Below are 23,602 nucleotides of genomic sequence, written 5' to 3' on the forward strand. Positions count from 1 at the left end.
ATTCGTAATCATAAAATAGGATTAACTAATTATATTTGCCAAAAACAAAATAGACATGACTTTAATAAAATCTATATCAGGAATTCGTGGTACTATCGGAGGCGCTGTTGAAGAAAATTTAACACCTATTGATGCTGTAAAATTCGCAGCAGCATACGGCACATGGTTGAGACAACAACGTTCTAAAGAAAATTATAGAGTTGTAGTTGGTCGTGATGCGCGCTTGTCTGGAGAAATGATTCAGAATTTAGTGATGAACACACTTATTGGTATGGGAATTCATGTTATAGATTTAGGTTTGTCAACTACACCAACTGTTGAAATTGCTGTGCCTTTAGAACATGCTGATGGTGGAATTATTTTAACGGCAAGCCATAACCCTAAACAATGGAATGCGCTAAAGTTGTTGAATGCTAAAGGCGAATTTTTGAATGGTGAAGAAGGCAAGAAAATTTTAGAGATTGCCGAGTCTTCTGATATGAGGTTTGCTGAAGTTGATGATTTAGGAGTAATCACTAAAAATGATGCCTATATAGATATCCATATTGATGAGGTTTTAGATTTGCCATTGGTAAATAAAGAAGCCATAGAGGCTGCTAATTTTAAAGTTGTTGTAGACGGTGTTAATTCCACAGGAGGTATCGCTATTCCTTTATTATTAGAACGTTTAGGTGTTGAAGCCGTAAAACTATATTGCGACCCAACGGGTCATTTTCCGCATAACCCAGAGCCATTAAAAGAACATTTAGGAGATTTAGCAGATGCTGTTGTAAAAAACCATGCTGATTTTGGTATTGTTGTCGACCCAGATGTAGACCGTTTGGCATTTATGGATGAAAAAGGTGAAATGTTTGGTGAAGAATATACGCTTGTGGCCTGTGCAGATTATGTGCTAAGCAAAACTCCTGGAAATACAGTGAGTAACATGAGTTCTACCCGCGCTTTAAGCGATGTCACTAAAAATCATGGCGGTACTTACGAAGCTAGCGCTGTTGGTGAAGTAAATGTTGTAGACTTAATGAAAAAAAACAATGCCATTATTGGTGGAGAAGGTAATGGTGGTATCATTTACCCAGAATCGCATTATGGTCGTGATGCTTTAGTTGGTGTCGCTTTATTCTTAAGCCTTTTAGCCGAAAAGAAAATAGCGGTGAGCGATTTAAGAGCAAGCTATCCCAACTATTTTATGAGTAAAAAGAAGATAGAATTAACACCAGGTTTGGATGTAGATGGGATTTTAAAAATAATGGAGTCTAACTACAGTCACGAAAAATTAACCACAATAGATGGTGTTAAGATTGATTTCGAAAATAGTTGGGTGCATCTTCGTAAAAGCAATACGGAACCGATTATTAGAATATACACCGAAGCACCATCACAAATTGAAGCTGATACGCTTGCTGATAGAATAATAGGAGAGATAAAAGCTATCGCAAATATTTAATATCTTCGTAAAACGTTAACAGTCAATTATGTCAGTTGTTTCAACATCAGTTTCAAAGTCATCAACAGAACTCGAGCAGTATTTTAAAAAGTTCAGAGCGCAAATTGTTGGAATTGACCAAACGTTTGTTTCGCCTTATGGGGAACAGAAGATAATCTATACCGATTGGACAGCTTCTGGTCGTTTGTATAGACCAATAGAAGAGAAGCTACTAAACGATTTTGGTCCTTTTGTAGCCAATACACATACCGAAACTACAGTATCTGGTACAGCTATGACACAGGCTTACCACAAGGCGAAGCACATTATTAAAAACCACGTTAACTGTAATGAAGATGATGTCTTAATTGTCTCTGGTAATGGGATGACAGGCGTCATTAATAAGTTTCAGCGTATTTTAGGATTAAAGGTTCCAGAAAATTTAAAAGATTATACTAGAATTCCTGATGAAATGCGACCTGTGGTTTTTGTATCTCATATGGAGCATCACTCTAATCATACCTCATGGTTAGAGACGATGGCTAAGGTTGAGGTTATTCCTCCAGGCGAAGATGGGTTATTTAGCTTAGAGAATTTAGAAAAACTACTTGTTGAGTATAAAGATTGTACCATAAAAATTGCCTCTGTTATTGCGGGCTCTAATGTTACTGGTATAGAAACTCCATATCATGATATTGCTAAATTAATGCACCAAAATGGTGGCGTTTGCTTCGTGGATTTTGCGTGTTCAGGACCTTATGTAGATATTAATATGCATCCAGAGAATGAAGACGAAAACTTAGATGCTATCTTCTTTTCACCACATAAATTTTTAGGAGGTCCAGGTACATCAGGTGTACTAGTTTTTAGTAAGAAACTATATAAGAATATGGTGCCAGATTGCCCTGGTGGCGGTACAGTAAGTTGGACAAACCCCTGGGGAGAACATAAGTACATTGATAATATTGAAGAACGCGAAGATGGTGGCACGCCAGGATTTCTTCAAACTATAAAAACAGCTCTTTCAATAAAGCTGAAAGAGCAAATGGGTGTTAGTAATATCCTAAAACGCGAGCACGAATTGGTTGATATTGTTTTTAATAGGCTAGATGCGATAGACAACATAAATATTCTCGCAGGACAACATAAGGATAGATTAGGAGTGATTTCTTTCTATATTGACGACTTGCATTACAATCTTGGTGTAAAATTATTAAACGATAAGTTTGGCGTGCAAACACGCGGTGGCTGCAGTTGTGCTGGTACTTACGGGCATTTTTTACTGCATGTAGACCAAAAAACATCCAAGGAATTAACAGATGAAATAACCATTGGAGATTTGGTCAGAAAACCAGGTTGGATTCGCATGTCCATTCACCCAACAACAACTAACCAAGAAATTGAATACGTATGCGATAGTATTATTGCTCTAGCCAAGCACCATAAAGAATGGGCTATGGATTACGTGTATTCTAAATGCACTAATGAATTTATTCACAAAAGTCAAATAGGGAAACCTTCTGAAATCACAGTAGTTAACAATTGGTTTAGCTTAGACTAGATGTTATTTGAACTGTTCTGGAACTTTATCTCTATGTTTCCAGCGCTTATGCGTCCATAAATAGTATTGTGGCGCTTCAAAAATTTGCGCTTCAACTAATTTGAAGAACTTATCTGTAATTTCATAATCTTCAAAATCGTTAGGATTTTCGGTTATTGTCTGAAATGTCGTTTGATAATAGCCTCTCTTTAGTCGTTTCACACTAAAAAATACGACAGCCATATCAAACCGTTTGGCAATTGTTTCGGCGCCAGTATGCATAGGTACTTTTATACCCATAAATTCATTCCAATGTAAAGCCTTTGTGGCTTTCGGTGATTGGTCGGAAGCAAAGCCATTTATAGTTAGTTCTCCTTTTTTTTGAGATTCGCTTAAAATTGTAAACGTTTCTTTCGTTGTAATTAGGTGCGAGTCGTATTTAGCTCTAATGCGTTTTACAAGTCTATCAAAATATTTATTGGCTAATCGTTTATAAACCGCATAGCCTTTGTGATTAATTTGGGGCTGAAGAATAAAAATCCATTCCCAACTTCCATAATGGCCGCACATTAGCATAATGCTTTTTTTCTTAGCTTCTAAATCATGAATTAACTCTAGATTGGTGAATGTGTAGCGCTTTAGCATAGACGCCTCAGATATGGTCATAGATTTTATAGCCTCTAAAATCATGTCGCACAGATGACGGTAAAATTGACTGCAAATAGTTTCAATTTCATCGCGAGACTTATCAGGAAATACTAATCTTAGATTAGATTTAACCACTTTTTTTCTGTATTTAAATACTCTAAAAATAAAGAAGTAAAGTATATCAGATAATCCATAGAGCAGCCGAAATGGCAAGATTGAAATCAGCCAAAGAAAGGGATAGATTATGATATAGGCGAGTAGTTGCATTTAGCACTGTTTTAAAGCGCAAATATATTTATATTTGAAGTATAACAGTAAGATTTATGCTCAATTTAAGTTTGGTTACGGTTGTTATCATTGCTGCAAATGTTATTGCGTCGTTTAAAGGCTTTGAAGACCGTCTTTTTTTTGAACGTTATAAGTTTAATGTAGGTAGTATAAAACGGAACGAGCACATTCGTATGTTCAGCTCTGGGTTTTTACATGCAGACACTACGCATTTGTTATTCAATATGCTTACATTATACTTTTTTGCCAATGCAGTAATAGTTCCGCTCGGGAATTTCAATTTTATAATGATTTACGTGGCGAGTTTACTGTTTGGCAATTTACTGTCCTTATATCTGCACAAAGATGAATACTGGTATAGTGCAATTGGTGCAAGTGGTGCTGTTACTGGGATTTTGTATTCTGCAATCTTATTGCAGCCTAATATGAGTTTATACATGTTCTTTATTCCTATTCCAATACCTGGTTATGTTTTTGGAATTGGTTACCTACTATATTCTATCTACGGCATGAAAAATCGAATAGGAAATATTGGTCATGACGCCCATTTTGGAGGCGCTATTGGTGGCTACGTTATTACCTTGTTGCTAAAACCATCACTTTTTGAAACCGACTTGTTTCATGTTGGGCTTTTAGCCATACCAATTATTATTTTATTTGTAATGTATAAAATGGGCAAGCTAAGTTAGTCATAGGTTCTTGTAATAGCCCATTTCTTTAAAAAATAAAAGAAGCTGTCTGAAAAGTATAGTTTATGTAAATCTGTCACATTGAGCGGAGTCGAAATGCATTGAAATTCAATGTTTTAATTTTCTCGACTACGCTCGAAATGACTGAAAACATTACTTTTCAGACAGCCTCGTTTTAAGTCGGGATAACTGGATTTTTAGAACCCAAATAAACCCTTATTGCAAATTAAAGCTTTGCTTTAAAACAAATAAAGCCTTGGATTTTTTAAGAAAGCGAGCTTTCTACAAAATCCCAAAGCTTCATTTAGTCGGGATGACTGGATTTGAACCAGCGACCCCTAGCACCCCATGCTAGTACGCTACCAGGCTGCGCTACATCCCGAGAGTAATTCATATGAATTATCAAGACTTCAAAATATAAAAAACAAATTACAAGAACAGTCTTTTTTAAGCAGTCTGTTCAGGCGGAGTTTATCCCGAACTTGCTTCGGGGTTACATCCCGATATTTTAAAACAAAAAAAGCCTTACACTTAGTAAGACTTTTTGTGATCGCGACAGGATTCGAACCTGTGACCGTCTGCTTAGAAGGCAGATGCTCTATCCAGCTGAGCTACGCGACCATTCAATCACGCTTAGCATGATGAAAAATTTGTCGGGGTGGCAGGATTCGAACCTGCGACCTCCGCGTCCCAAACGCGGCGCGATAACCGGGCTACGCTACACCCCGAAAACGGTTACCATTTCAAAAAATTGCGGAGAGACAGGGATTCGAACCCTGGCGACAGTTACCCGTCGACAGATTAGCAATCTGCTCCATTACCACTCTGGCACCTCTCCAATAAATTAAGAACATTTCTTAAATTGCGGATGCAAATGTAACTTAACATATTAAAGAACGCAACAATTTTTTAGAGTTTTTTATTTCATTCTTGCATCATGTACTTTATTCCATTGAACATAGGAACTTTACTTTTAATATTTCTTTTTTTCTCTTTTTTAATCTCTTAAAATTTAACGCAATTTTTATAGGGTTAAATTTCTTTTTCAATAGTTTCGTAAAGCTATGTTAAAAGACAACCAACTGATTAAGTTCACTAAAAAAGGAATTTATTGTCCCAAAGGGAAATTCTATTTAGACCCTTGGTATCCTGTAGATTACGCTATTATTTCTCATGGCCATGCGGACCATGCACGATGGGGAATGAAACATTATTTATGCACAGATGACTCAAAAGCGATTTTAAAACATCGATTGGGCGAAGCTATTAATATTCAGAGTATTCCTTACAGACAGTCAATAAGTATTAATGGTGTCAATGTGAGCTTTTATCCTGCTGGCCATGTTATTGGTTCGGCTCAAATCCGACTAGAGTATAAAGGCTATGTTGTTGTATTTACTGGTGATTACAAAACCCAACCAGATTTTATAACCACACCGTTTGATTCTGTTAAGTGTCACACGTTTATTACTGAAAGTACTTTTGGTCTGCCTATATATCATTGGAAATCAGAAAAAAATCTTCAGAGCGAATTGCACGACTGGGTAAGAACCAATCAGTCTAATAATAGAACATCTGTGTTTTTTGGTTATTCTTTAGGTAAGGCACAACGTTTATTATCGCTTTTAGATGGTGCCGACGATATTTTTGTACACCGTTCAATTTATAATTTAAACGATGCAATTACTGGCTCTGGGATAGACTTACCTAAATCAAAATTATGGTCTGCAGATTTGGATAAAAATAGTCTTCAGAATAAAATAATCATTGCGCCACCATCGCTGCTAGGCTCTAAGATGCTCAAGCGTTTACCAAATCCTGCTACAGCGATTTGCTCTGGCTGGATGCAAATTAGGGGTAATCGTCGTTGGCAGTCTGTAGATGCAGGTTTTGCCGTAAGTGATCATGCGGATTGGAATGGTTTAATTTCAGCGGTAAAAGCTTCAGAAGCAGAGCGAGTTTATGTTACTCATGGCTCTCAAGCCGTGTTTTCGAAATATCTTAATGAAATTGGTATAGAAGCCTACGAGCTAAAAACCGAATATGGTGATGAAGCCTTAGCAAAAGCCGAAAAGGAAACTGAAATAATAGAGCGGGAATGAAGCAGTTTTCAGATTTAATAAGTACCATTGAGATTACGAATAAGACCAATGCCAAAATCGATGCTTTGGTAAATTATTTTGATACAGCGCCAGATAAAGATAAATTGTGGTTAATAGCCTTATTTACAGGAAAACGTCCTTCTAGGCCTGTAAAAACAAGTCTTATGAAGGAATGGTGCATGGAAATTACAAACCTGCCGGAGTGGCTGTTTTTAGAAAGCTACAGTTCAGTTGGTGACTTAGGCGAGACAATGGCCTTGCTCTTACCAAATAATAGCTCTCATTTGGATTTATCGCTAAGCGAATGGATGACTGAATTAAAAGCCTTAAAACCTAAATCTGATGACGAAAAAAAAGCATTTGTTTTAGAGGCTTGGTCTGGTTTAGGACAGCAAGAACGCTTAATTTTTAATAAGTTAATTGGCGGTAGTTTTAGAATAGGTGTTTCTAAAAAAACATTAGTTAATGCCTTAGCAAAGCTAACAGGAATTGACGCAAATCAATTAATGCATAGCATTATAGGTCATTGGGATATCGATTCAATTACTTTTGAAGAGTTAATACACGGACAGCATATCAATTACGATAATTCCAAACCTTATCCGTTTTGTTTGGCTTATGCTTTAGAAAAAGAGTTACCAGATTTAGGAGAACCTAAAGATTGGTTTGTAGAGCAAAAATGGGATGGTATCCGTGGACAAATTGTTAAGCGTAATGATGAGGTGTATATCTGGTCTAGAGGCGAAGAATTAGTCACGCAACAGTTCCCTGAATTGGTAGAAGCCATGTCTAATTTTAATGACGATTTTGTCATTGATGGCGAAATATTAGCTATTAAAGACAGTGCTGTTTTGTTATTTAACGATTTACAAAAACGCCTAAATAGAAAGAATGTCACTAAAAAATTATTAGAAGAAGTCCCTATTGGTTTTTACGCTTACGACATATTAGAGTTTAATGGAGAAGATATTCGCGAAAAACCATTTGCCGAACGACGACAAGTGTTAGAATTACTTTTTGGTTTGATGGCGTTACCTAGTCATGTAAAATTATCGCATTTGGTTAATTTTAAAAAATGGGAGGATTTATATCGTATTAGAGCCAATTCTAGAACTATTAATAGTGAAGGCTTGATGCTAAAGCAAAAGGCATCACCATACCATACTGGGCGAAAAAAAGGGGATTGGTGGAAATGGAAAGTTGACCCATTAACGATAGACGCTGTAATGATTTATGCCCAAAAGGGTAGTGGGCGGCGTAGCTCAAAATATACAGATTACACGTTTGCTGTAAAGAAAGATGATGCTTTGGTGACTATAGCTAAAGCGTATTCTGGATTAACAGACCAAGAGATTACCGAAATTTCTAAATGGGTTAACAAAAATGCTATTGAAAAATTTGGTCCAGTACGTACTGTAAAACCAGAGCTTATTTTTGAAATCGCTTTCGAGGGAATTGCTCTAAGCAATAGGCATAAATCTGGAGTAGCCTTACGCTTTCCCAGAATTTCTAGATGGCGAAGAGATAAACCAGTAGACGAAATAGATACTATTGAAAGCGTAAAGCAATTAATTACAGCATCTTGAAAAACTTTAAACAAACCGAAGGTCTGCGAATTATAGAGAACTGGATGGCAGAAAAAGGTCATGCACCTTTTACGTTTCAGATGCAAACATGGCAACGTTATGCCGATGGTTATTCGGGTATGGTTATTGCGCCAACAGGTTTTGGAAAGACATTTTCTGTATTCTTAGCGGTCGTTATCGATTATCTCAATCGTCCAGAGCATTATGGTAAAGGCTTAAAGTTGTTATGGATAAGTCCGTTACGCTCTTTAGCAAAAGATTTGGCAAAAGCCATGACCGAAGCTGTTGACGAGATTGGACTCGATTGGTCTGTAGAAGTAAGAAACGGTGATACGCCAACGGCTACACGCAGAAAGCAAGAACGCTTAACGCCAGATGTATTGCTTACCACGCCAGAGACCATGCATTTATTGTTCTCTCAAAAAAATAATTCCAGATGGTTTAAAAATTTAGAATGTGTTGCCATTGACGAGTGGCACGAACTTCTAGGAAATAAACGCGGTGTTTTAACAGAATTAGCCATAAATCAACTAAGACATTATTCACCCGAGCTTCAAATTTGGGGTATTACTGCTACTATCGGAAATTTAGAAGAAGCCAACAGCGTTCTATTGCCATATTCAGATTTAAAAATTACGACGGTTAAAGCAAAGGAGGAAAAGAAACTAGATATTATCTCCGTACTTCCTGATGAAATCGAGATTTTACCTTGGGCTGGACATTTAGGGGCTAAAATGGCTGATAAGATTCTACCAATTATCGAAGCAAATACCACCACCTTAATATTCACAAATACCAGAGGACAAGCGGAGTTATGGTACCAGTTATTACTCGATGCACAGCCAGATTTGGCGGGCTTATTGGCCATACATCATGGATCGATAGATAAAAAATTACGGAACTGGATTGAAGATAATATCGCTTCTGGCTACTTAAAAGCGGTAGTTTGTACATCTTCTCTTGATTTAGGTGTCGATTTTAAGCCTGTCGATTGTGTTATCCAAATTGGCTCTGTTAAAGGGATTGCACGTTTTATGCAGCGCGCAGGACGTAGTGGACATTCGCCATACGAGCGTTCAAAAATTTATTTTGTGCCAACACATTCCTTAGAACTTGTTGAAGTATCCGCACTAAAAACGGCTATAAAAGAGAAACAAATCGAATCGCGAGAGCCTGTGGTATTAACCTTTGATGTACTTGTTCAGTTTATGGTAACGTTAGCGGTTGGGCAAGGCTTCGAGGAAAAAGAATTATGTCAACGCATTCAGCAAACACACGCTTTTAGTTATCTCTCCAGAGAAGATTGGTTATGGTGCCTTCAGTTTATTACAAAAGGCGGAAAAACACTTAACTCTTACGAGGAATTTCATAAAGTAATTCTAGATGATGACGGAAAATACAAAGTAAAAAGTCGGCGTATTAGCATGCTGCATCGCATGAATATTGGTGCTATTGTCAGTGAAGTCAACTTGAAAGTAAAGTATTTCTCTGGTGGTTATATTGGTATGGTTGAAGAGTTTTTTATTTCAAAATTAAAACCGGGAGATAGTTTTATACTTGCAGGACGTGTTTTAGAATTGGTGCAAATCAAAGATATGACAGTCTTAGTAAGGCGAAGTAAGGCTAAGAAAGCTGTTTCACCTAGCTGGTTAGGTGGCCGATTGCCGTTAACATCACATCTAAGTCATTATTTACGGTTAAAATTATCAGATGCTCTAGAACCAGGTCGATTAGAAAAAGAATTACGTTTCTTAAATCCGTTGGTCAGTCGGCAAGATGCCTATTCTCATATCCCAAAAGCAGATGAATTTTTAGTAGAGCTCATAGAAACTAAAGATGGGCATCATCTTTTTATGTATCCATTTGAAGGGCGACTCGTACACGAAGTATTTTCTGCTTTAATTGCCTACAGAATAAGTAAGCTCAAAGCACTAACATTTACTATAGCTATGAATGATTATGGTTTTGAACTACTCAGTGACCAATCCATTCCGATAAATGAAAGCAATATTGAAGAGATATTAAAAAAAGAAAATCTGATGGACGATGTCATTGCCAGTATTAATGCATCGGAAATGGCATCTCGAAAATTTAGGGATATTGCAGTTATTGCAGGTTTGGTAGTACAAAGTCAACCAGGCGCTCGTAAGACGAGTAAAAGCCTTCAATCGTCTTCGGGTCTTATATTTAGAGTTTTAGAAGATTACGAATCTGATAATTTGTTGTTAAGACAGGCGTATACCGAAGTGTTTAACCAACAATTAGAAGAAGCGCGACTGCAGCAAGCTTTTGAACGTATTTCTAAAAGTAAAATAATAGTGAAACGTGCCAAGTCTTTTACACCGTTAAGCTTTCCTTTAAAAGTAGATAGTTTACGCGGTACAATGAGTAACGAGAGTTTAGATAAACGAATTCAACGGATAAAAGCACAAGCCTTTAAGATGGATTAAATGAAAATCATCACCGAAAATATCACAATTAAAAACGAGGTTTTAACCTTAACCAATCATCGAGCTATATATTGGCAACGGGAAAATGCGTTAATTCTCTCCGATATTCATATTGGAAAAACAGCGCATTTTAGGCGTCATGGAATTCCGATGCCTGACGATATTCTTCAAAAAGATTTGGAACGTTTGAAAAATTTAATTCTATATTTTAATACTGAAATTTTATTGATTGTTGGCGATTTGTTTCATGCTGAGTCCAATACGGATATGAAAACCTTTAAGGAGTGGCTTACTCAATTTATAGATTTAAAGCTTATTTTGATTAAAGGTAATCATGATAAGCTTTCCACGCAGCTGCTGAGCCATTTTAATATTCATGAAAAAGCAGAATTGGTATTAGAGCCATTTACCTTTATTCATGAACCTCCTAAATCATCAACCAAAGTATTTTTTATTTCGGGTCACACACATCCAGGTGTTTTAATAAAAGGAAAGGGACGACAAAAACTAAAGTTACCTTGTTATCAAATTTCATCAAATCAATTGGTGCTTCCTGCTTTTAGTTTATTTACAGGATTGAATATCCATGCGCAACCTGAAAATGCAACGTGTTACGCGTTTACTGATGAATCGATTTTTAAATTTTAGAACAAATCAAAATTAGTTTCTCGTCATTGAAATTAGTTGTGAAGAACAAATAAAGACTACCACCATCTTTAATTTTTAGTTTTTTTCGAATATCTCCAACAGATAATGGAAAGTTTCGTGTAGTGACGTTGGCTTTTGAGATTTTTTCTTTGGCGAAGGATTTCTTATTGAAAGGTATTTGTTTTTCAATTTTAAAGCGCCTTCCAGGAAAGTCAATCAAATCTTTAGAAGTATATAAATGCGAATGTTGATGCAACTTTGGGATATTCAATTTTGCACTAACAGTATTGAAAGCGCCTGCTTTTAAAATTGAGACATTGGGCTCATACAAATAGGTGAGAGGTAAGCTAAATAGCGCGTGATTTCGTGATTCTTCTGTTATCATAAAATCGAAAAGTTGTTGCGTCTCTTTTCGAAGATTTACTGATTTTACTAAAACTTCATCTTTATAATCTCGTTCTAAAATCCAGAGTAGCTCTTTTACTTCGTTATTTAGGGCTACTATATGAATTTCTTTGACGTGATTTAAATCTGATAACGTCGCTTTCAAATCTAATAACGGCGACGTTTTTACCATTACATTTTCAGAATACTTCAAAAATAGACCTTGAAATGTTTTTACATTAGGCTCGCAATCAGTCAATAGAAACACTTTTTTTTGGGTATTGTCTCGTCGAGAAGGATCTACATATAGCCAATCAAATTGCTGATTAATTCGTTTTAAGGCATCTATTCCGTTTTCATTTAAACACTCGATATTATTTACTTTTAATTTTTTATAATTATGTTTTACAATTTGAGATAGCTCTGTATCAATTTCGCAATGTGTTACCTTTTTAATTTGCTTAGAAAAGTAAAACGTATCAACACCAAATCCGCCAGTTATGTCTATTAGTGATTCGCCTGAGACTAAATTAGCTTTATAGTTTGCTGTAGCTTCAGACGATGTTTGCTCAATATTTAATTTATTAGGATAGTAGATTTGTTGAGAATTGTACCAAGTCGGCAACTTTTTTTCACAACGTTTCTTAGCTTCAATCTGCGCTACAAGTGTTTTAGAATCAATAGTGCTAAATGGTATTCCTTTTAGTAAAAGTGTATTGATATCTGCTTTTAAATTTTTGTTTATAAACGCTTGAATTTCGGTATTTAGAATTTCAGAATTCAAAAGTGATTAAAGGCCTTTAGTAAGTTTTTTAACAAACTTATACTCGGATAAAAATTCTTTTAAAATTACTTTAATAGCAGTGTAGGTAGGTACGGCGATAATCATACCTACAATTCCGAATAAAATTCCAGCGATAATGATGATAAGAAATATCTCCAGCGGATGGGATTTTACACTTTTTGAAAAAATAAAAGGTTGACTAAAGAAATTATCTACCAATTGGGCAACAACAAAACCAATCATTACATAGGTGGTTTTTGGTAGAATAACCTCGCTAAAACTTTCACCAAGATTGCTAGACATGCTAAGTAGCAGCATTAAAAAACCACCAACAAGTGGCCCGACATAAGGTACTAGATTTAAGAGCGCACATAAAAATGCGATAACTGCGGCATTATTAATCCCGAAGATTAATAGAATAATCGTGTAAATAACAAATAGGATTAGTATTTGCAGCAAGAGACCGCCAAAATAGCGTGATAATAAGTCTTTAATTTTATTAATGGAACGTCGGGTTTTAGGCTCATTTCCTTGAGGAACAAACGTCATAATGCCGTTTTCGAAAAGCTGGCTGTCTTTTAAAAAGAAAAAGACAATAAATAAGACTGAAAACAGTCCAATACTAAAACTACCTAAACCGCTTACTATTTTGTTGAGATAATCTGGAATTAAAGAGAAGTCTATTTTAGACAGTAAACCAGAGTCCTTAATCGAGGCTTTGACATCTATATTATTAAACTCAAAATAGTTTACGATTTGGTTATACAAATCCTCGGTATTGTTTTGTAGTTTTTTTAAATCGAGCAGTGCAAGGTTATCGCCTTGTTCGGCAATAAGAGGTATGAATAACCCAATGAGACCAAGAAAAACACCAATAAATAATACCATAGTTACGACCACGGCAACAGTATTATTAAACTTTAGTTTACGTCTAAGAAATAAAACTATGGGGCGCCCAACTAAAGATATCACGGCAGCTACCAATACATAAACGATGACCGACTGTATTTGGTAAAGAAAATACAAAACTAAAGCTACGGCAAGTAATATACCCACAGCGCGTAAAATACCATTAGCTATAACTTTTGAATTCATTGGTTTGGTTTTTTCAAAGATGCTGAAATAAATTAAACGCTACAAATTTTGGTTAAAGTTGTTTTGTAAACTCGTATAAACTAATTGCAGTGGCTTGTATAACGTTCATACTACTATTTTCACCAAACATATTGATATGTATTACATCATTAGCATGATTTAAGACTGATTCTGAAATACCGTGGTTTTCGTTTCCGATAATAAGTGCAATTGGTTTTTTGTCTGGTATTTTAAATTTGTCTAAAGGCTTACTATTCTTCGTAATTTCTAAGGCAATAAGATGATAATTATTAGACTTTAGATGTTCTAGAACTTCTTGAATATCATTTTCGAGCCGATGCGTTACATATTTCTCAGTAGAACGAGAAGTGCGTTTCATTCGTTTTCCCAGCGGAATGTCTTCACCACAGAAGATAAGCTCTTCAACCCCAAAAGCATCAGCAATCCGGAAAAGGCTACCGATATTAGGCGCATTACTTACGTTATCGCAAACAATCGTAATGGGAAAGCTTTGCTTTTTAAATTCTGAATTGTAGTGGGTTAATTGCACCTTCAGTGTAATTTTTTACAAAAATAAGAAAGGTGTGTTTTATCAGCATCCATGGTAACTAAACAAGAACTGTGCGCATGTATTTCAACTCCACTTATTTTGTAAGTATGCCAATTAATACTATGTAATGATTGAAAAATAAAAGCTAGAGCTAATATAATAGCTACTACCTTAAATCTAAGCGGAAATTTACCCATATATCGTATTTTCTCTTCTCTAATCTCCTTCATCTAATTTCTAATTCACGAATACATATTTCATAATATTTGCACCCATTTTAAGCGCTTTCGCTCTAACTTCTTCTGGGTCATTGTGTACTTCGGGGTCTTCCCAACCATCGCCCAAATCACTCTCAAAGGTAAATAGTAGTAATAATCGGCCTTCATGAAAAATACCTAAGGCTTTTGGTGCTTTACCATCATGCTCATGGATTTTTGGAAGCCCATTAGGAAAATTATATTCTGCATTAAATATGGGGTGGGTTTTCGGAATTTCTATTAACTCTTTATTTGGGAATACTTTTTTCAGCTCCTTAGTGATGTAGGGTTCCATCCCGTAATTATCATCGATATGAAGAAAACCTCCTGATAACAAGTAATTTCTAAGGTTTTCAGCATCGTTATCATTAAAAAAGACATTGCCATGACCTGTCATATGCAAAAACGGATACTGAAAAATATCAGTACTACCAACTTCTACAGTTTCTACGGTCTCCGTGATATTCGTTTCAATATTATCATTGCAGAATTTTATGAGATTGGGTAAGGCTGTAGGATTACTATACCAGTCGCCGCCGCCACTATATTTTAAAACGGCAACTTTCTGGGCATTTAAAATACAAAGACATGACATAAATAGAATGATAAAACCTTTTTTCATGTGCTTTTTTTATTCGTTAATTAATGCTGCAGTATGGCATGCAACTACGGCGGCTGTTTCCGTACGCAATCGTGTTTGTCCTAAAGTAATAGGAATAAACTGATGTTGCAAAGCAGTTTCAATTTCTTTAACAGAAAAATCGCCTTCAGGGCCAATAAGGATAGTAATACTTTGGTTTGGTTTTATTTGAGATTTTAATGATTTTCGGTCGGTTTCCTCGCAATGGGCGATAAACTTTTGTCCAGTAAAATCTTCTTTGATAAACGCGTTAAATGGCGTTAAGGGTTTTAACTCTGGTAAGTAAAACTGAAGCGATTGTTTCATCGCTGATTGAATGATTTTCTCGAATCTTTCGGCTTTAATGACTTTACGTTCGCTATGGTCACAAAGTAATGGCGTGATGGTATCTATACCAATTTCTGTAGCTTTTTCAAGGAACCACTCAAAACGATCATTCATTTTTGTTGGTGCAACGGCTAAGTGCAAACTATAATTTGGTTTTGGCTTTTCTGTTTTGTTAATAATTTTAGCGGTGCAATGTTTTTGCTCTACAGTTATTAATTCGCAGGTAAATAAGCAACCTTTTCCATTTGTTATATAAAGCGTATCTCCAACGGATTTACGCAATACCTTAACTATGTGTCGGCTCTCGTCTTTATCAAAACTGATACTATCGGCACGTTCTAATACATCTGGATTATAAAACAATTGCATAATTAAAGCTCGGTAATTTTTAAAACGTTCACGACATCTTCTAATTTGTTTTCTTCTGTTTTAACAACGACATAATGTTTTTTTTGGCGATGCTCGTCATAGCTAAAAACTTGCCCAATACGTTTTGTTTTAATTACGTTTTCGAAACGCTTGGAGAATGTACCTTCTGGCGTCCACCCTATGTCACCGCCGGTTTTAGCTGTTGGGTGCGAGGAATAGACCCGCGCTAAATTTTCAAATTTATGCTCACCGTTCTTAATCCCTTTTAATATAAACGACCGAAGCGAATTAATTTCGGCTATGGTAGTTTTGTTACTATCAAACTCCATTAGACTTATGCGATAGCTTTGTCCTTTGCCTTTAGAAATGGCCTTGTAAATCACCTTTTTTCCGTTAAGCTCTTCAGTTTTTATTTCACCGATAGGTAATTGAAGGAGTGCGGCATTTTCAGGATTATTTTTTGTTATAGATAGTAGTTCTCCTTTGACATCCGATTTATAACGTTTCAGAAAGATTTCTGCTTGTGTTTTAGTCGATACTCTGTCTAACGCTTTTTCGTAATTGGTTTGGGAAAAGCCGATGTAGGAAAAGAAGACTAAGAAAAGTAAGTGTAGTTTCATTTTTAAATGTTACTGTATTGTGGATTTTTTTCTTATCCTGAAATACTTGATTGAGCTATAAACAATATTAAATATAAATAGAATTTGAGCTATACAAACACTCATGGTTAATATAATAATAGATTTTTGTATCATCGATGAATCACCACTAATCATGGAACCCCGACTAAACACGAAAACAACTAATAATTTGTGTATAAAGAATGCGCCAATAGAGACTAATGTATGCAAACCCGATAACCAAGGTATTAATGTAATATCAGCTTTATGGAATATAAAATATAACAGACCGAGTAATATATAAAATGAACATAAAACAAATGTAATATGAGATTCTGCAACAACAAAATACGTATCATAAATGTTTATATCTAGGAATGAATCCTGACTTGAAATAAGTGTAAATAAACCTAAGATTAGGATACAAATTGCTGTAATCCAGTAATAGTTATGGGCCTTTAATTGAATTAATTTTGCCATTTTAAATCTTCAATCGTGCTGTTGCCATAACGTTAAAATCCGAAAAGTCTTTTTCGAGATATTTTAAATAGCCAACAATAGCAATCATTGCTGCGTTATCTGTAGTGTATTCAAATTTTGGGATGTAGGTTGTCCATCCAAATTTTTGCTCTGCATTTTTCAATGCAGCTCTAATACCTGAATTAGCCGAAACACCGCCGCCAATTGCAATGTGGATAATTCCAGTCTGTTTAACTGCTAACTTTAACTTATTCATTAAAATGCCAACAATCGTGTATTGAATAGACGCACAGATATCGGCTAAATTGTCTTTTACGAAATCTGGGTTTCCCTTAGTTTCGCGTTGCACAAAATATAATATCGCTGTTTTTAACCCAGAAAAACTAAAATTAAGACCATCCACTTTAGGTTTCGTAAACTTAAATGCTTTTGGATTTCCTTTTTGGGCTAATTTATCTATTTGTGGACCAGCGGGATAACCAAGGCCTAAAATTTTGCCACTTTTATCATAGGCTTCGCCCACGGCATCATCAATAGTCTCGCCTATAACTTCCATATCAAAATACCTATTAACTTTTACTATCTGTGTGTGACCTCCAGAAATCGTCATTGCCAAAAAAGGGAAAGGTGGTTTTAAATAATCGTCTTCGCTAATAAAATGCGCCAGAATATGGCCTTGCATGTGATTGACATCAATTAAAGGAATATCCAAACCGTAGGCCAGAGACTTTGCAAAGGACGTCCCAACCAACAAAGAGCCCATTAAACCTGGACCACGAGTAAAGGCTACAGCATGCAACTGAGATTTTGTTATTCCAGCCTTTTTAATGGCTTGATTAACCACAGGAACTATGTTAGATTGATGTGCTCTAGATGCCAATTCTGGGACAACGCCACCGTAGTCTTCATGAATTTTTTGACTAGCAACAACATTACTAAGAATTGTATCGTTACAAAGCACAGCAGCAGAGGTGTCATCGCAAGAGGATTCAATTCCTAAAATGTAAATATTTTCTTTAGACATTAATTATGATTAGGCACAATAATTGTTAATTTTGATAGGTAAAGACCAAAACTATTTTAAAGTCGTATAACTAAGTGCAAATATAAGGGTTTTGCACACATTAAATAAGAGCTAAAAACTATCAAAAGAGTACTAAAAATAATCGCAAAAATTACAGGAATCATCTTGTTGCTCTTTGTTATTACAGTTTTAATTCTTTCTATTCCTGCCGTACAAACAAGACTTGGCAAATATGCAACCAAACGACTTAACGAAGATTATAAAACCAACATTAATATTGGTAAGGTTGGGCTTCAGTTTAACGGTGATGTGGAACTTAAGGAAATCTTAATTAAAGACTACAAATTAGATACACTTTTTAGCATACAAGAACTTAATACGTCTATTATTAGTATTAGCAATCTCTACAACGGTAAGCTAACTTTTGGCGATATAGATATCGAAGATTTAGTATTTAATCTAAAAACTTATAATGGTGAAGCAGATACCAATTTAGATATTTTTGTAGACCGTTTTGAAGATGATAATCCGCGTCAAGGACCTAGTGAATTTTTATTGTCATCTAGCGATGTGTCTATTTACAACGGAACGTTTAGGTTGATTGATGAAAATAAATCGCTTGATAACCTACTGGAGTTTACAGAGATTAATGCTAATGCAACAAATTTTGTAATCAATGGTCCCGAAGTAAGAACACGGATAAACAAGTTCTCTTTTTTAGATAGTAGAGGCGTTAAAGTTGAAAATCTTATGGCCGATTTTGAATATGCTCTAGACCATATGAGTTTTAATCAGCTTAACATAAAAACAAAAGCCTCTAATTTAGTGGGTAATCTTCGGTTTGACTACCAGCGCGAAGATTTAAAAGACTTTACAGATAAGGTAAATGTTTCGGCTAGCTTCTCGGATTCGTATGTGCAACTAAGTGAGCTTAATGCTTTTTATAACGAGTTTGGTACAAATCAACGTGCGAGTTTAGAGGTAGATTTGTCAGGCACTTTAAATAATTTGCAAGCCAATAATTTAAAAATCAGTACCTCTAGAAACACAAAAATCGACGGCGATATTAATTTCAAAAATATCTTTAATGGCGCAGGTGATAATTTTGTTTTAGACGGACGTTATCGCAATCTTTCATCAAACTATAACGATTTAACAGCGCTTCTACCAAATGTATTAGGTAATTCTATCCCGACGGTTTTCTCTAAAGTGGGTAATTTTAGGTTAAATGGTACATCTGTAATTACAAACGAAATAATTGATGCCGATTTAGATATAACTACAGAGCTTGGGTTTGTAAAATCTGATTTAAGGCTAACCAATATAGACGACATTGATAATGCCGATTACAAGGGAAATATCATCCTAGAAGATTTTAATATAGGAGAATTGCTAAACGACCCTCTTGTAAAAAACACCTCTCTAAATCTCGATGTAGAAGGTTCTAGCTTTAAACTTGAAGCTATTGAAACCTTTATTAAGGGAGAAGTTACTTACTTAGACTACAATAATTACCGATACTCTGACATTACAGTTTCAGGAGATGTTGGTAAGAATATTTTTAACGGGAAGCTTAAGGCAAAAGACCCAAATCTCTTATTAGATTTTGACGGTTTGGCAGACGTATCTAACGAAATTAGAAAATTTGATTTTAAAGCAGATGTAACTTACGCAAATCTTAAAGCACTAAATTTTGTAACTAGAGATAGTATTTCGGAGTTTAAAGGTTTAGTAAATATGGCGGTTACAGGCTCTACTTACGATAATCTTAGAGGTAAAATCGATGTAAGAAATACAACCTACGAAAATCAAGACGAGTCTTACAACTTTAAAGATTTCGCTATCGTTTCTAGCTTTAACGACGATGTGAGAACTATTACAATAAATTCGCCAGACATAATTTCTGGAGATGTCGTTGGTAAGTTTAAAATAGAGGAAGTCGCAAAGCTTGTAGAAAATGCTCTTGGAAGTATTTACACCAACTACGTACCACATGAAATTTCAGAAAATCAATACCTCGATTTTAATTTCAAAATATATAATCAAATAGCAGCAATTTTCGACAAGAACCTCAGTCTTTCACAGAACACAAGGATTAAAGGCCGTGTCGAAACAGATGCAAATGGCTTTGAGTTAGACTTTCAGTCGCCAAAAATTTCTTTCAAAGATTACATTGCAACAAATATTAATTTAGAAGTAGATAACACTAACCCTGTTTATAATACCTTCATAGAAATACAAAAGTTAGACTCTGATATCTATAACATATCAGATTTCAATCTTATCAATGTAACAAAACGTGATACTTTATTTGTAAAAACAGAATTTAAAGGTGGAGAGAATGAAGTAGACCAATACGACATGAACTTTTTCTACACAATCAATGAAGATAACACCTCGGTAGTCGGTTTACGCAAATCTAATTTTAAGTTTAAAGGTTTTGATTGGATTGTTAATTCTGAAAAAGATAATCTTAATAAAATCACATTCGATAAAAGTTTTAAAAATTTTATTATCGAAGATGTTAGAGTTAATCAAGGTGAAGAGGAAATTCTTCTCTCAGGTATTTTAAGGGATTCGACCTACAAAGACATTAATCTAGATTTCAATAATGTACAACTTGTTAAAATAACACCAAGAATAGATAGCTTGGCATTAGGCGGGCGCGTTAATGGAAAATTAGCATTATTGCAGGAAAGTGGGAGTTTCTTACCTAAATCAGACGTGGAGATAGAGCAATTTACTGTAAATCAATACAATTTAGGCAACCTTAAGGCAATTGTAAAAGGCGACAATTCCTTAACAAAATATAACGTCGATATAGAATTACAAAACACTAATATTAAAACCCTAGATGTTAATGGTTTTGTAGATATAAATAAAAGGCGACCAAATATCGATGTTAATGTTAATTTCGATGATTTCTTAATCGACCCGCTAAACCCATTGGGTGAAGGTGTGATAAGTAATATCAGAGGTCTAGTTTCTGGTCGAGCTAATGTATCAGGTAGTTTAAAGAAACCCAATATTACAGGAGAACTTCTCTTAGATAAGGCAGGTCTTAGTATTCCATATTTAAATGTAGATTTAAGTTTCGATTTCGATTCTCGTGTAGAACTAAAAAATCAACAATTTATATTTGATGATGTAGCCTTAACCGATACAAAGTATTTTTCTACAGGTCGCTTAAATGGATTTATAGAGCACAATAATTTCAGTGACTGGCGCTTAGGTTTGGACTTAACGGCCGATAGGCTTTTAGTCCTAAACACAGAAGAATCCGAAGACGAATTATATTACGGAACTGGATTTATATCTGGTGATGCACAAATTAACGGCTATACGGATAATTTAACAATAAAAGTAGATGGACGTACCGAGCCGGGCACTGTATTTAATATTCCACTCAATGACGCAGAAAGTTTTGGAGACAACTCTTATATAAAGTTTTTAAGCCCAGAAGAAAAAGAAAAACGTGCATTAGGAGAAATTTCAAGAAATACAGAGATTAAAGGTTTAAATCTAGAATTCGATTTGGTAGTTAATCCTAATGCCGAAATAGAAATTGTTATTGATAAAGAATCTGGTAGTACCATAAAAGGTCGCGGAAATGGTTATTTAGGTTTCTTTATAAATACAAACGGAAAGTTTGAAATGTATGGTGATTTCGTAGTGTCTGAAGGTGAGTATAATTTTAAGTACAGAGGTCTTGCCGAGAAAAAATTTACGGTAGTCGAAGGCGGAAATATTACCTGGACAGGCTCACCACTTGGTGCAGAGATTAATCTTAAAGCGTTATACAAAACAACAACAAATCCATCTGTTTTATTAGATGCGCCAATTAACCGTTCTATACCTGTTAATTTAGAAATAAATCTTACGGGCCAATTAGAACGACCTGAGCCTGATTTTAGGTTTAGTTTCCCTAGCGTCGGCTCAACTATAAAGTCAGAGTTAGATTATAGACTGTCCTCCAAAGAAGAAAGAGATAACCAAGCGTTGTATTTATTAGCTACTGGAGGCTTTGCTAGCGGTTTAGCAGATTTAAACGTTTCAGGTACAATTTCAGAGCGTCTTAATGGAATCATAAGTAATATTTTTGGTGATGATAATGACGATTTTAAAGTAGGTGTAGATTTAGATTTAGCTCAGAATAACCCAAATTTCGAAACAGAAAGTAGAGTAGCGGTGACAGTACAAACAAAACTATCTGATAAAGTTTTAATCAATGGACGCGTTGGTGTTCCATTTGGTAGCGCTACACAAACAACAATTGCTGGCGATGTTCAGATAGATTGGTTATTAAACGATGATGGTACATTACGAGCAATAGTATTTAATAGAGAAAACCGAATTCAAAATTTTGGAGAAGACATAAATTTCACGCAAGGTGTGGGAATTACTTATAATGTGGAGTTCGATAACTTTAAAGAATTGCTTCAAAAAATTTTTAAAGGAAAGGCTAAAGCCAAAGCATCCGAAGAAAAAGAGAAAAAGGACAAGCCAAAAGAAGAAGACCCAACTCCAGAATTCATTTCTATCAAAGAAAAGAACAAAAAAGATTAAAAAATTGCCATATTATTAATAAATCGTGTAAATATTTATTAACTATAACGTTTGAGATATTTTCGAGGGCATTTTTTTATGATTTTAGTCATATTATTGTGTTTTATCTTTCATAATTTTACTGTAAATAACTGATGGAAATGCTTCAAACAATAAAAAAGATAGGTGTTTTAACTTCGGGAGGTGACTCTCCAGGAATGAATGCAGCGATACGCTCTGTGGTTAGAACATGTGCCTTTCATGATATCGAATGTTACGGTATTTATAGAGGATACGAAGGAATGATTGAAGGTGACTTCGAAAAGATGGACGCCCGAAGCGTTAAGGGTATAATCAATAAAGGCGGTACAATTTTAAAGTCTGCTCGTTCCAAGAAATTTAGAACCAAAGAAGGTAGAGCAGAGGCTCATAAACAACTTAAAAAAGCGGGAATAGATGCTTTTGTAGTCATCGGCGGTGATGGTAGTTTTACTGGAGCCATGATTTTTAATCAAGAATATAATTTTCCTGTTATGGGAATTCCAGGCACTATCGATAATGATATTTTTGGAACTACCCACACTCTAGGCTACGATACAGCTTTAAACACTGCTGTAGAAGCCATAGATAAGATAAGAGATACTGCAAGTTCTCATAACCGATTATTTTTTATAGAGGTTATGGGCCGCGATGTTGGGCACATTGCTCTTAACGTAGGAGTTGGAGCAGGTGCAGAAGAAATTTTAATTCCTGAAGAAGATTTAGGATTAGATAGGCTTTTAGAATCTTTAAGACGAAGTAAACGCTCTGGAAAGTCCTCGAGTATAGTCGTTGTAGCCGAAGGTGATAAAATAGGAAAAAACGTTTTTGAACTCGCAGATTATGTTGAAGAAAATATGACCGAATACGAAGTCAGAGTTTCTGTTGTAGGACACATGCAGCGCGGTGGTTCTCCGTCGTGCTTTGATAGAGTTTTGGCAAGCCGTATGGGTGTAAAGGCAGTAGAGAGCTTAATTATAGGTAAAAGTAATTATATGGTTGGTCTTAAAAATGATGTTATGGATTTAACACCGTTTGACCAAGCTGTAAAAGGAAAATCGAAAATAAACATGGAACTTATAAGAGTTTCGGATATAATGACAATTTAAAATAG

The 23,602-nt window shown here is 35.2% G+C and carries 17 protein-coding genes and 4 tRNA genes; 9 read left to right on the top strand and 12 right to left on the bottom strand.

Translation table 11 applies throughout. The features are described from left to right. Positions 1 to 55: 55 nt before the first annotated feature. Positions 56 to 1,444, top strand: coding sequence for a phosphoglucosamine mutase (gene glmM / locus DFQ05_RS03265; protein ID WP_132703528.1), 1,389 nt, complete (start codon positions 56 to 58; stop codon positions 1,442 to 1,444). A gap of 28 nt (positions 1,445 to 1,472) precedes the next feature. Beyond that, a complete protein-coding gene (locus tag DFQ05_RS03270) occupies positions 1,473 to 2,984 on the top strand; it encodes an aminotransferase class V-fold PLP-dependent enzyme (protein WP_132703530.1) in 1,512 nt (503 codons plus the stop codon). Between the two features lie 3 nt (positions 2,985 to 2,987). Here the strand turns inward: DFQ05_RS03270 and DFQ05_RS03275 are convergent, their stop codons facing one another. Continuing rightward, positions 2,988 to 3,878 carry a lysophospholipid acyltransferase family protein gene (locus DFQ05_RS03275; RefSeq protein ID WP_132703532.1) on the bottom strand — a complete coding sequence of 297 codons (891 nt, stop codon included), beginning with the start codon at positions 3,876 to 3,878 and terminating at the stop codon, positions 2,988 to 2,990. A 56-nt stretch (positions 3,879 to 3,934) separates the two neighbouring features. Between DFQ05_RS03275 and DFQ05_RS03280 the strand changes: the two genes are divergently transcribed. Beyond that, a complete protein-coding gene (locus DFQ05_RS03280; RefSeq protein WP_132703534.1) occupies positions 3,935 to 4,588 on the top strand; it encodes a rhomboid family intramembrane serine protease in 654 nt (217 codons plus the stop codon). A 308-nt stretch (positions 4,589 to 4,896) separates the two neighbouring features. Here the strand turns inward: DFQ05_RS03280 and DFQ05_RS03285 are convergent. The 4 genes from DFQ05_RS03285 to DFQ05_RS03300 form a co-directional block, all read right to left on the bottom strand. Continuing rightward, a tRNA-Pro gene (locus DFQ05_RS03285) sits at positions 4,897 to 4,970 on the bottom strand. 165 nt (positions 4,971 to 5,135) lie between these two features. Next, positions 5,136 to 5,209: transfer RNA gene (locus DFQ05_RS03290), tRNA-Arg, on the bottom strand. A 32-nt stretch (positions 5,210 to 5,241) separates the two neighbouring features. Next, positions 5,242 to 5,316, bottom strand: a tRNA-Pro gene (locus tag DFQ05_RS03295). A gap of 26 nt (positions 5,317 to 5,342) precedes the next feature. Then, positions 5,343 to 5,426: transfer RNA gene (locus tag DFQ05_RS03300), tRNA-Ser, on the bottom strand. A 226-nt stretch (positions 5,427 to 5,652) separates the two neighbouring features. Here DFQ05_RS03300 and DFQ05_RS03305 point away from each other — a divergent pair. The 4 genes from DFQ05_RS03305 to pdeM are packed head-to-tail and all read left to right on the top strand — an operon-like array spanning position 5,653 to position 11,374. Further along, a complete protein-coding gene (locus DFQ05_RS03305) occupies positions 5,653 to 6,690 on the top strand; it encodes a ligase-associated DNA damage response exonuclease (RefSeq protein ID WP_132703536.1) in 1,038 nt (345 codons plus the stop codon). Next, positions 6,687 to 8,276, top strand: a complete 1,590-nt coding sequence (locus DFQ05_RS03310; RefSeq protein WP_132703538.1) for an ATP-dependent DNA ligase — start codon at positions 6,687 to 6,689, stop codon at positions 8,274 to 8,276. The genes DFQ05_RS03305 and DFQ05_RS03310 overlap by 4 nt, the downstream gene beginning before the upstream one ends. Beyond that, the gene (locus tag DFQ05_RS03315; RefSeq protein ID WP_277871515.1) at positions 8,273 to 10,726 is read left to right on the top strand and encodes a ligase-associated DNA damage response DEXH box helicase; all 2,454 of its coding nucleotides are present in this window, start codon (positions 8,273 to 8,275) and stop codon (positions 10,724 to 10,726) included. The genes DFQ05_RS03310 and DFQ05_RS03315 overlap by 4 nt, the downstream gene beginning before the upstream one ends. Then, positions 10,727 to 11,374 (top strand): ligase-associated DNA damage response endonuclease PdeM, encoded by a 648-nt coding sequence (gene pdeM / locus DFQ05_RS03320; RefSeq protein ID WP_132703540.1) that lies wholly within the window; start codon positions 10,727 to 10,729, stop codon positions 11,372 to 11,374. On the opposite strand, the gene DFQ05_RS03325 is transcribed toward pdeM, so the two are convergent. The 7 genes from DFQ05_RS03325 to tsaD all read right to left on the bottom strand — a co-directional run bounded on the left by DFQ05_RS03325 (position 11,364) and on the right by tsaD (position 17,904). After that, positions 11,364 to 12,542 carry a THUMP-like domain-containing protein gene (locus DFQ05_RS03325; RefSeq protein ID WP_132703542.1) on the bottom strand — a complete coding sequence of 393 codons (1,179 nt, stop codon included), beginning with the start codon at positions 12,540 to 12,542 and terminating at the stop codon, positions 11,364 to 11,366. The two genes, pdeM and DFQ05_RS03325, sit on opposite strands and share 11 nt — an antisense overlap. Positions 12,543 to 12,548: 6 nt before the next feature. Beyond that, positions 12,549 to 13,637: an AI-2E family transporter gene (locus DFQ05_RS03330; protein WP_132703544.1), complete on the bottom strand. Its 1,089-nt coding sequence runs from the start codon at positions 13,635 to 13,637 to the stop codon at positions 12,549 to 12,551. A gap of 52 nt (positions 13,638 to 13,689) precedes the next feature. Next, a complete protein-coding gene (locus DFQ05_RS03335; protein ID WP_132703546.1) occupies positions 13,690 to 14,187 on the bottom strand; it encodes a TrmH family RNA methyltransferase in 498 nt (165 codons plus the stop codon). A 237-nt stretch (positions 14,188 to 14,424) separates the two neighbouring features. Then, a complete protein-coding gene (locus tag DFQ05_RS03340; RefSeq protein ID WP_132703548.1) occupies positions 14,425 to 15,066 on the bottom strand; it encodes a DUF4159 domain-containing protein in 642 nt (213 codons plus the stop codon). A 9-nt stretch (positions 15,067 to 15,075) separates the two neighbouring features. Next, a complete protein-coding gene (locus tag DFQ05_RS03345) occupies positions 15,076 to 15,780 on the bottom strand; it encodes a 16S rRNA (uracil(1498)-N(3))-methyltransferase (protein WP_132703550.1) in 705 nt (234 codons plus the stop codon). 2 nt (positions 15,781 to 15,782) lie between these two features. After that, positions 15,783 to 16,400, bottom strand: coding sequence for a peptidylprolyl isomerase (locus DFQ05_RS03350; protein ID WP_132703552.1), 618 nt, complete (start codon positions 16,398 to 16,400; stop codon positions 15,783 to 15,785). Between the two features lie 481 nt (positions 16,401 to 16,881). Then, positions 16,882 to 17,904, bottom strand: coding sequence for a tRNA (adenosine(37)-N6)-threonylcarbamoyltransferase complex transferase subunit TsaD (gene tsaD, locus DFQ05_RS03355; RefSeq protein ID WP_132703554.1), 1,023 nt, complete (start codon positions 17,902 to 17,904; stop codon positions 16,882 to 16,884). A gap of 165 nt (positions 17,905 to 18,069) precedes the next feature. Between tsaD and DFQ05_RS03360 the strand changes: the two genes are divergently transcribed. Then, complete coding sequence (locus DFQ05_RS03360; protein WP_241974201.1) at positions 18,070 to 22,470, top strand: translocation/assembly module TamB domain-containing protein; 4,401 nt, start codon at positions 18,070 to 18,072, stop codon at positions 22,468 to 22,470. 140 nt (positions 22,471 to 22,610) lie between these two features. After that, positions 22,611 to 23,597, top strand: coding sequence for a 6-phosphofructokinase (gene pfkA / locus DFQ05_RS03365; RefSeq protein ID WP_132703556.1), 987 nt, complete (start codon positions 22,611 to 22,613; stop codon positions 23,595 to 23,597). Positions 23,598 to 23,602: the final 5 nt, after the last annotated feature.

Origin of the sequence: Winogradskyella wandonensis, assembly GCF_004346845.1 — a bacterium.
In the GTDB taxonomy this organism is placed as follows: domain Bacteria; phylum Bacteroidota; class Bacteroidia; order Flavobacteriales; family Flavobacteriaceae; genus Winogradskyella; species Winogradskyella wandonensis.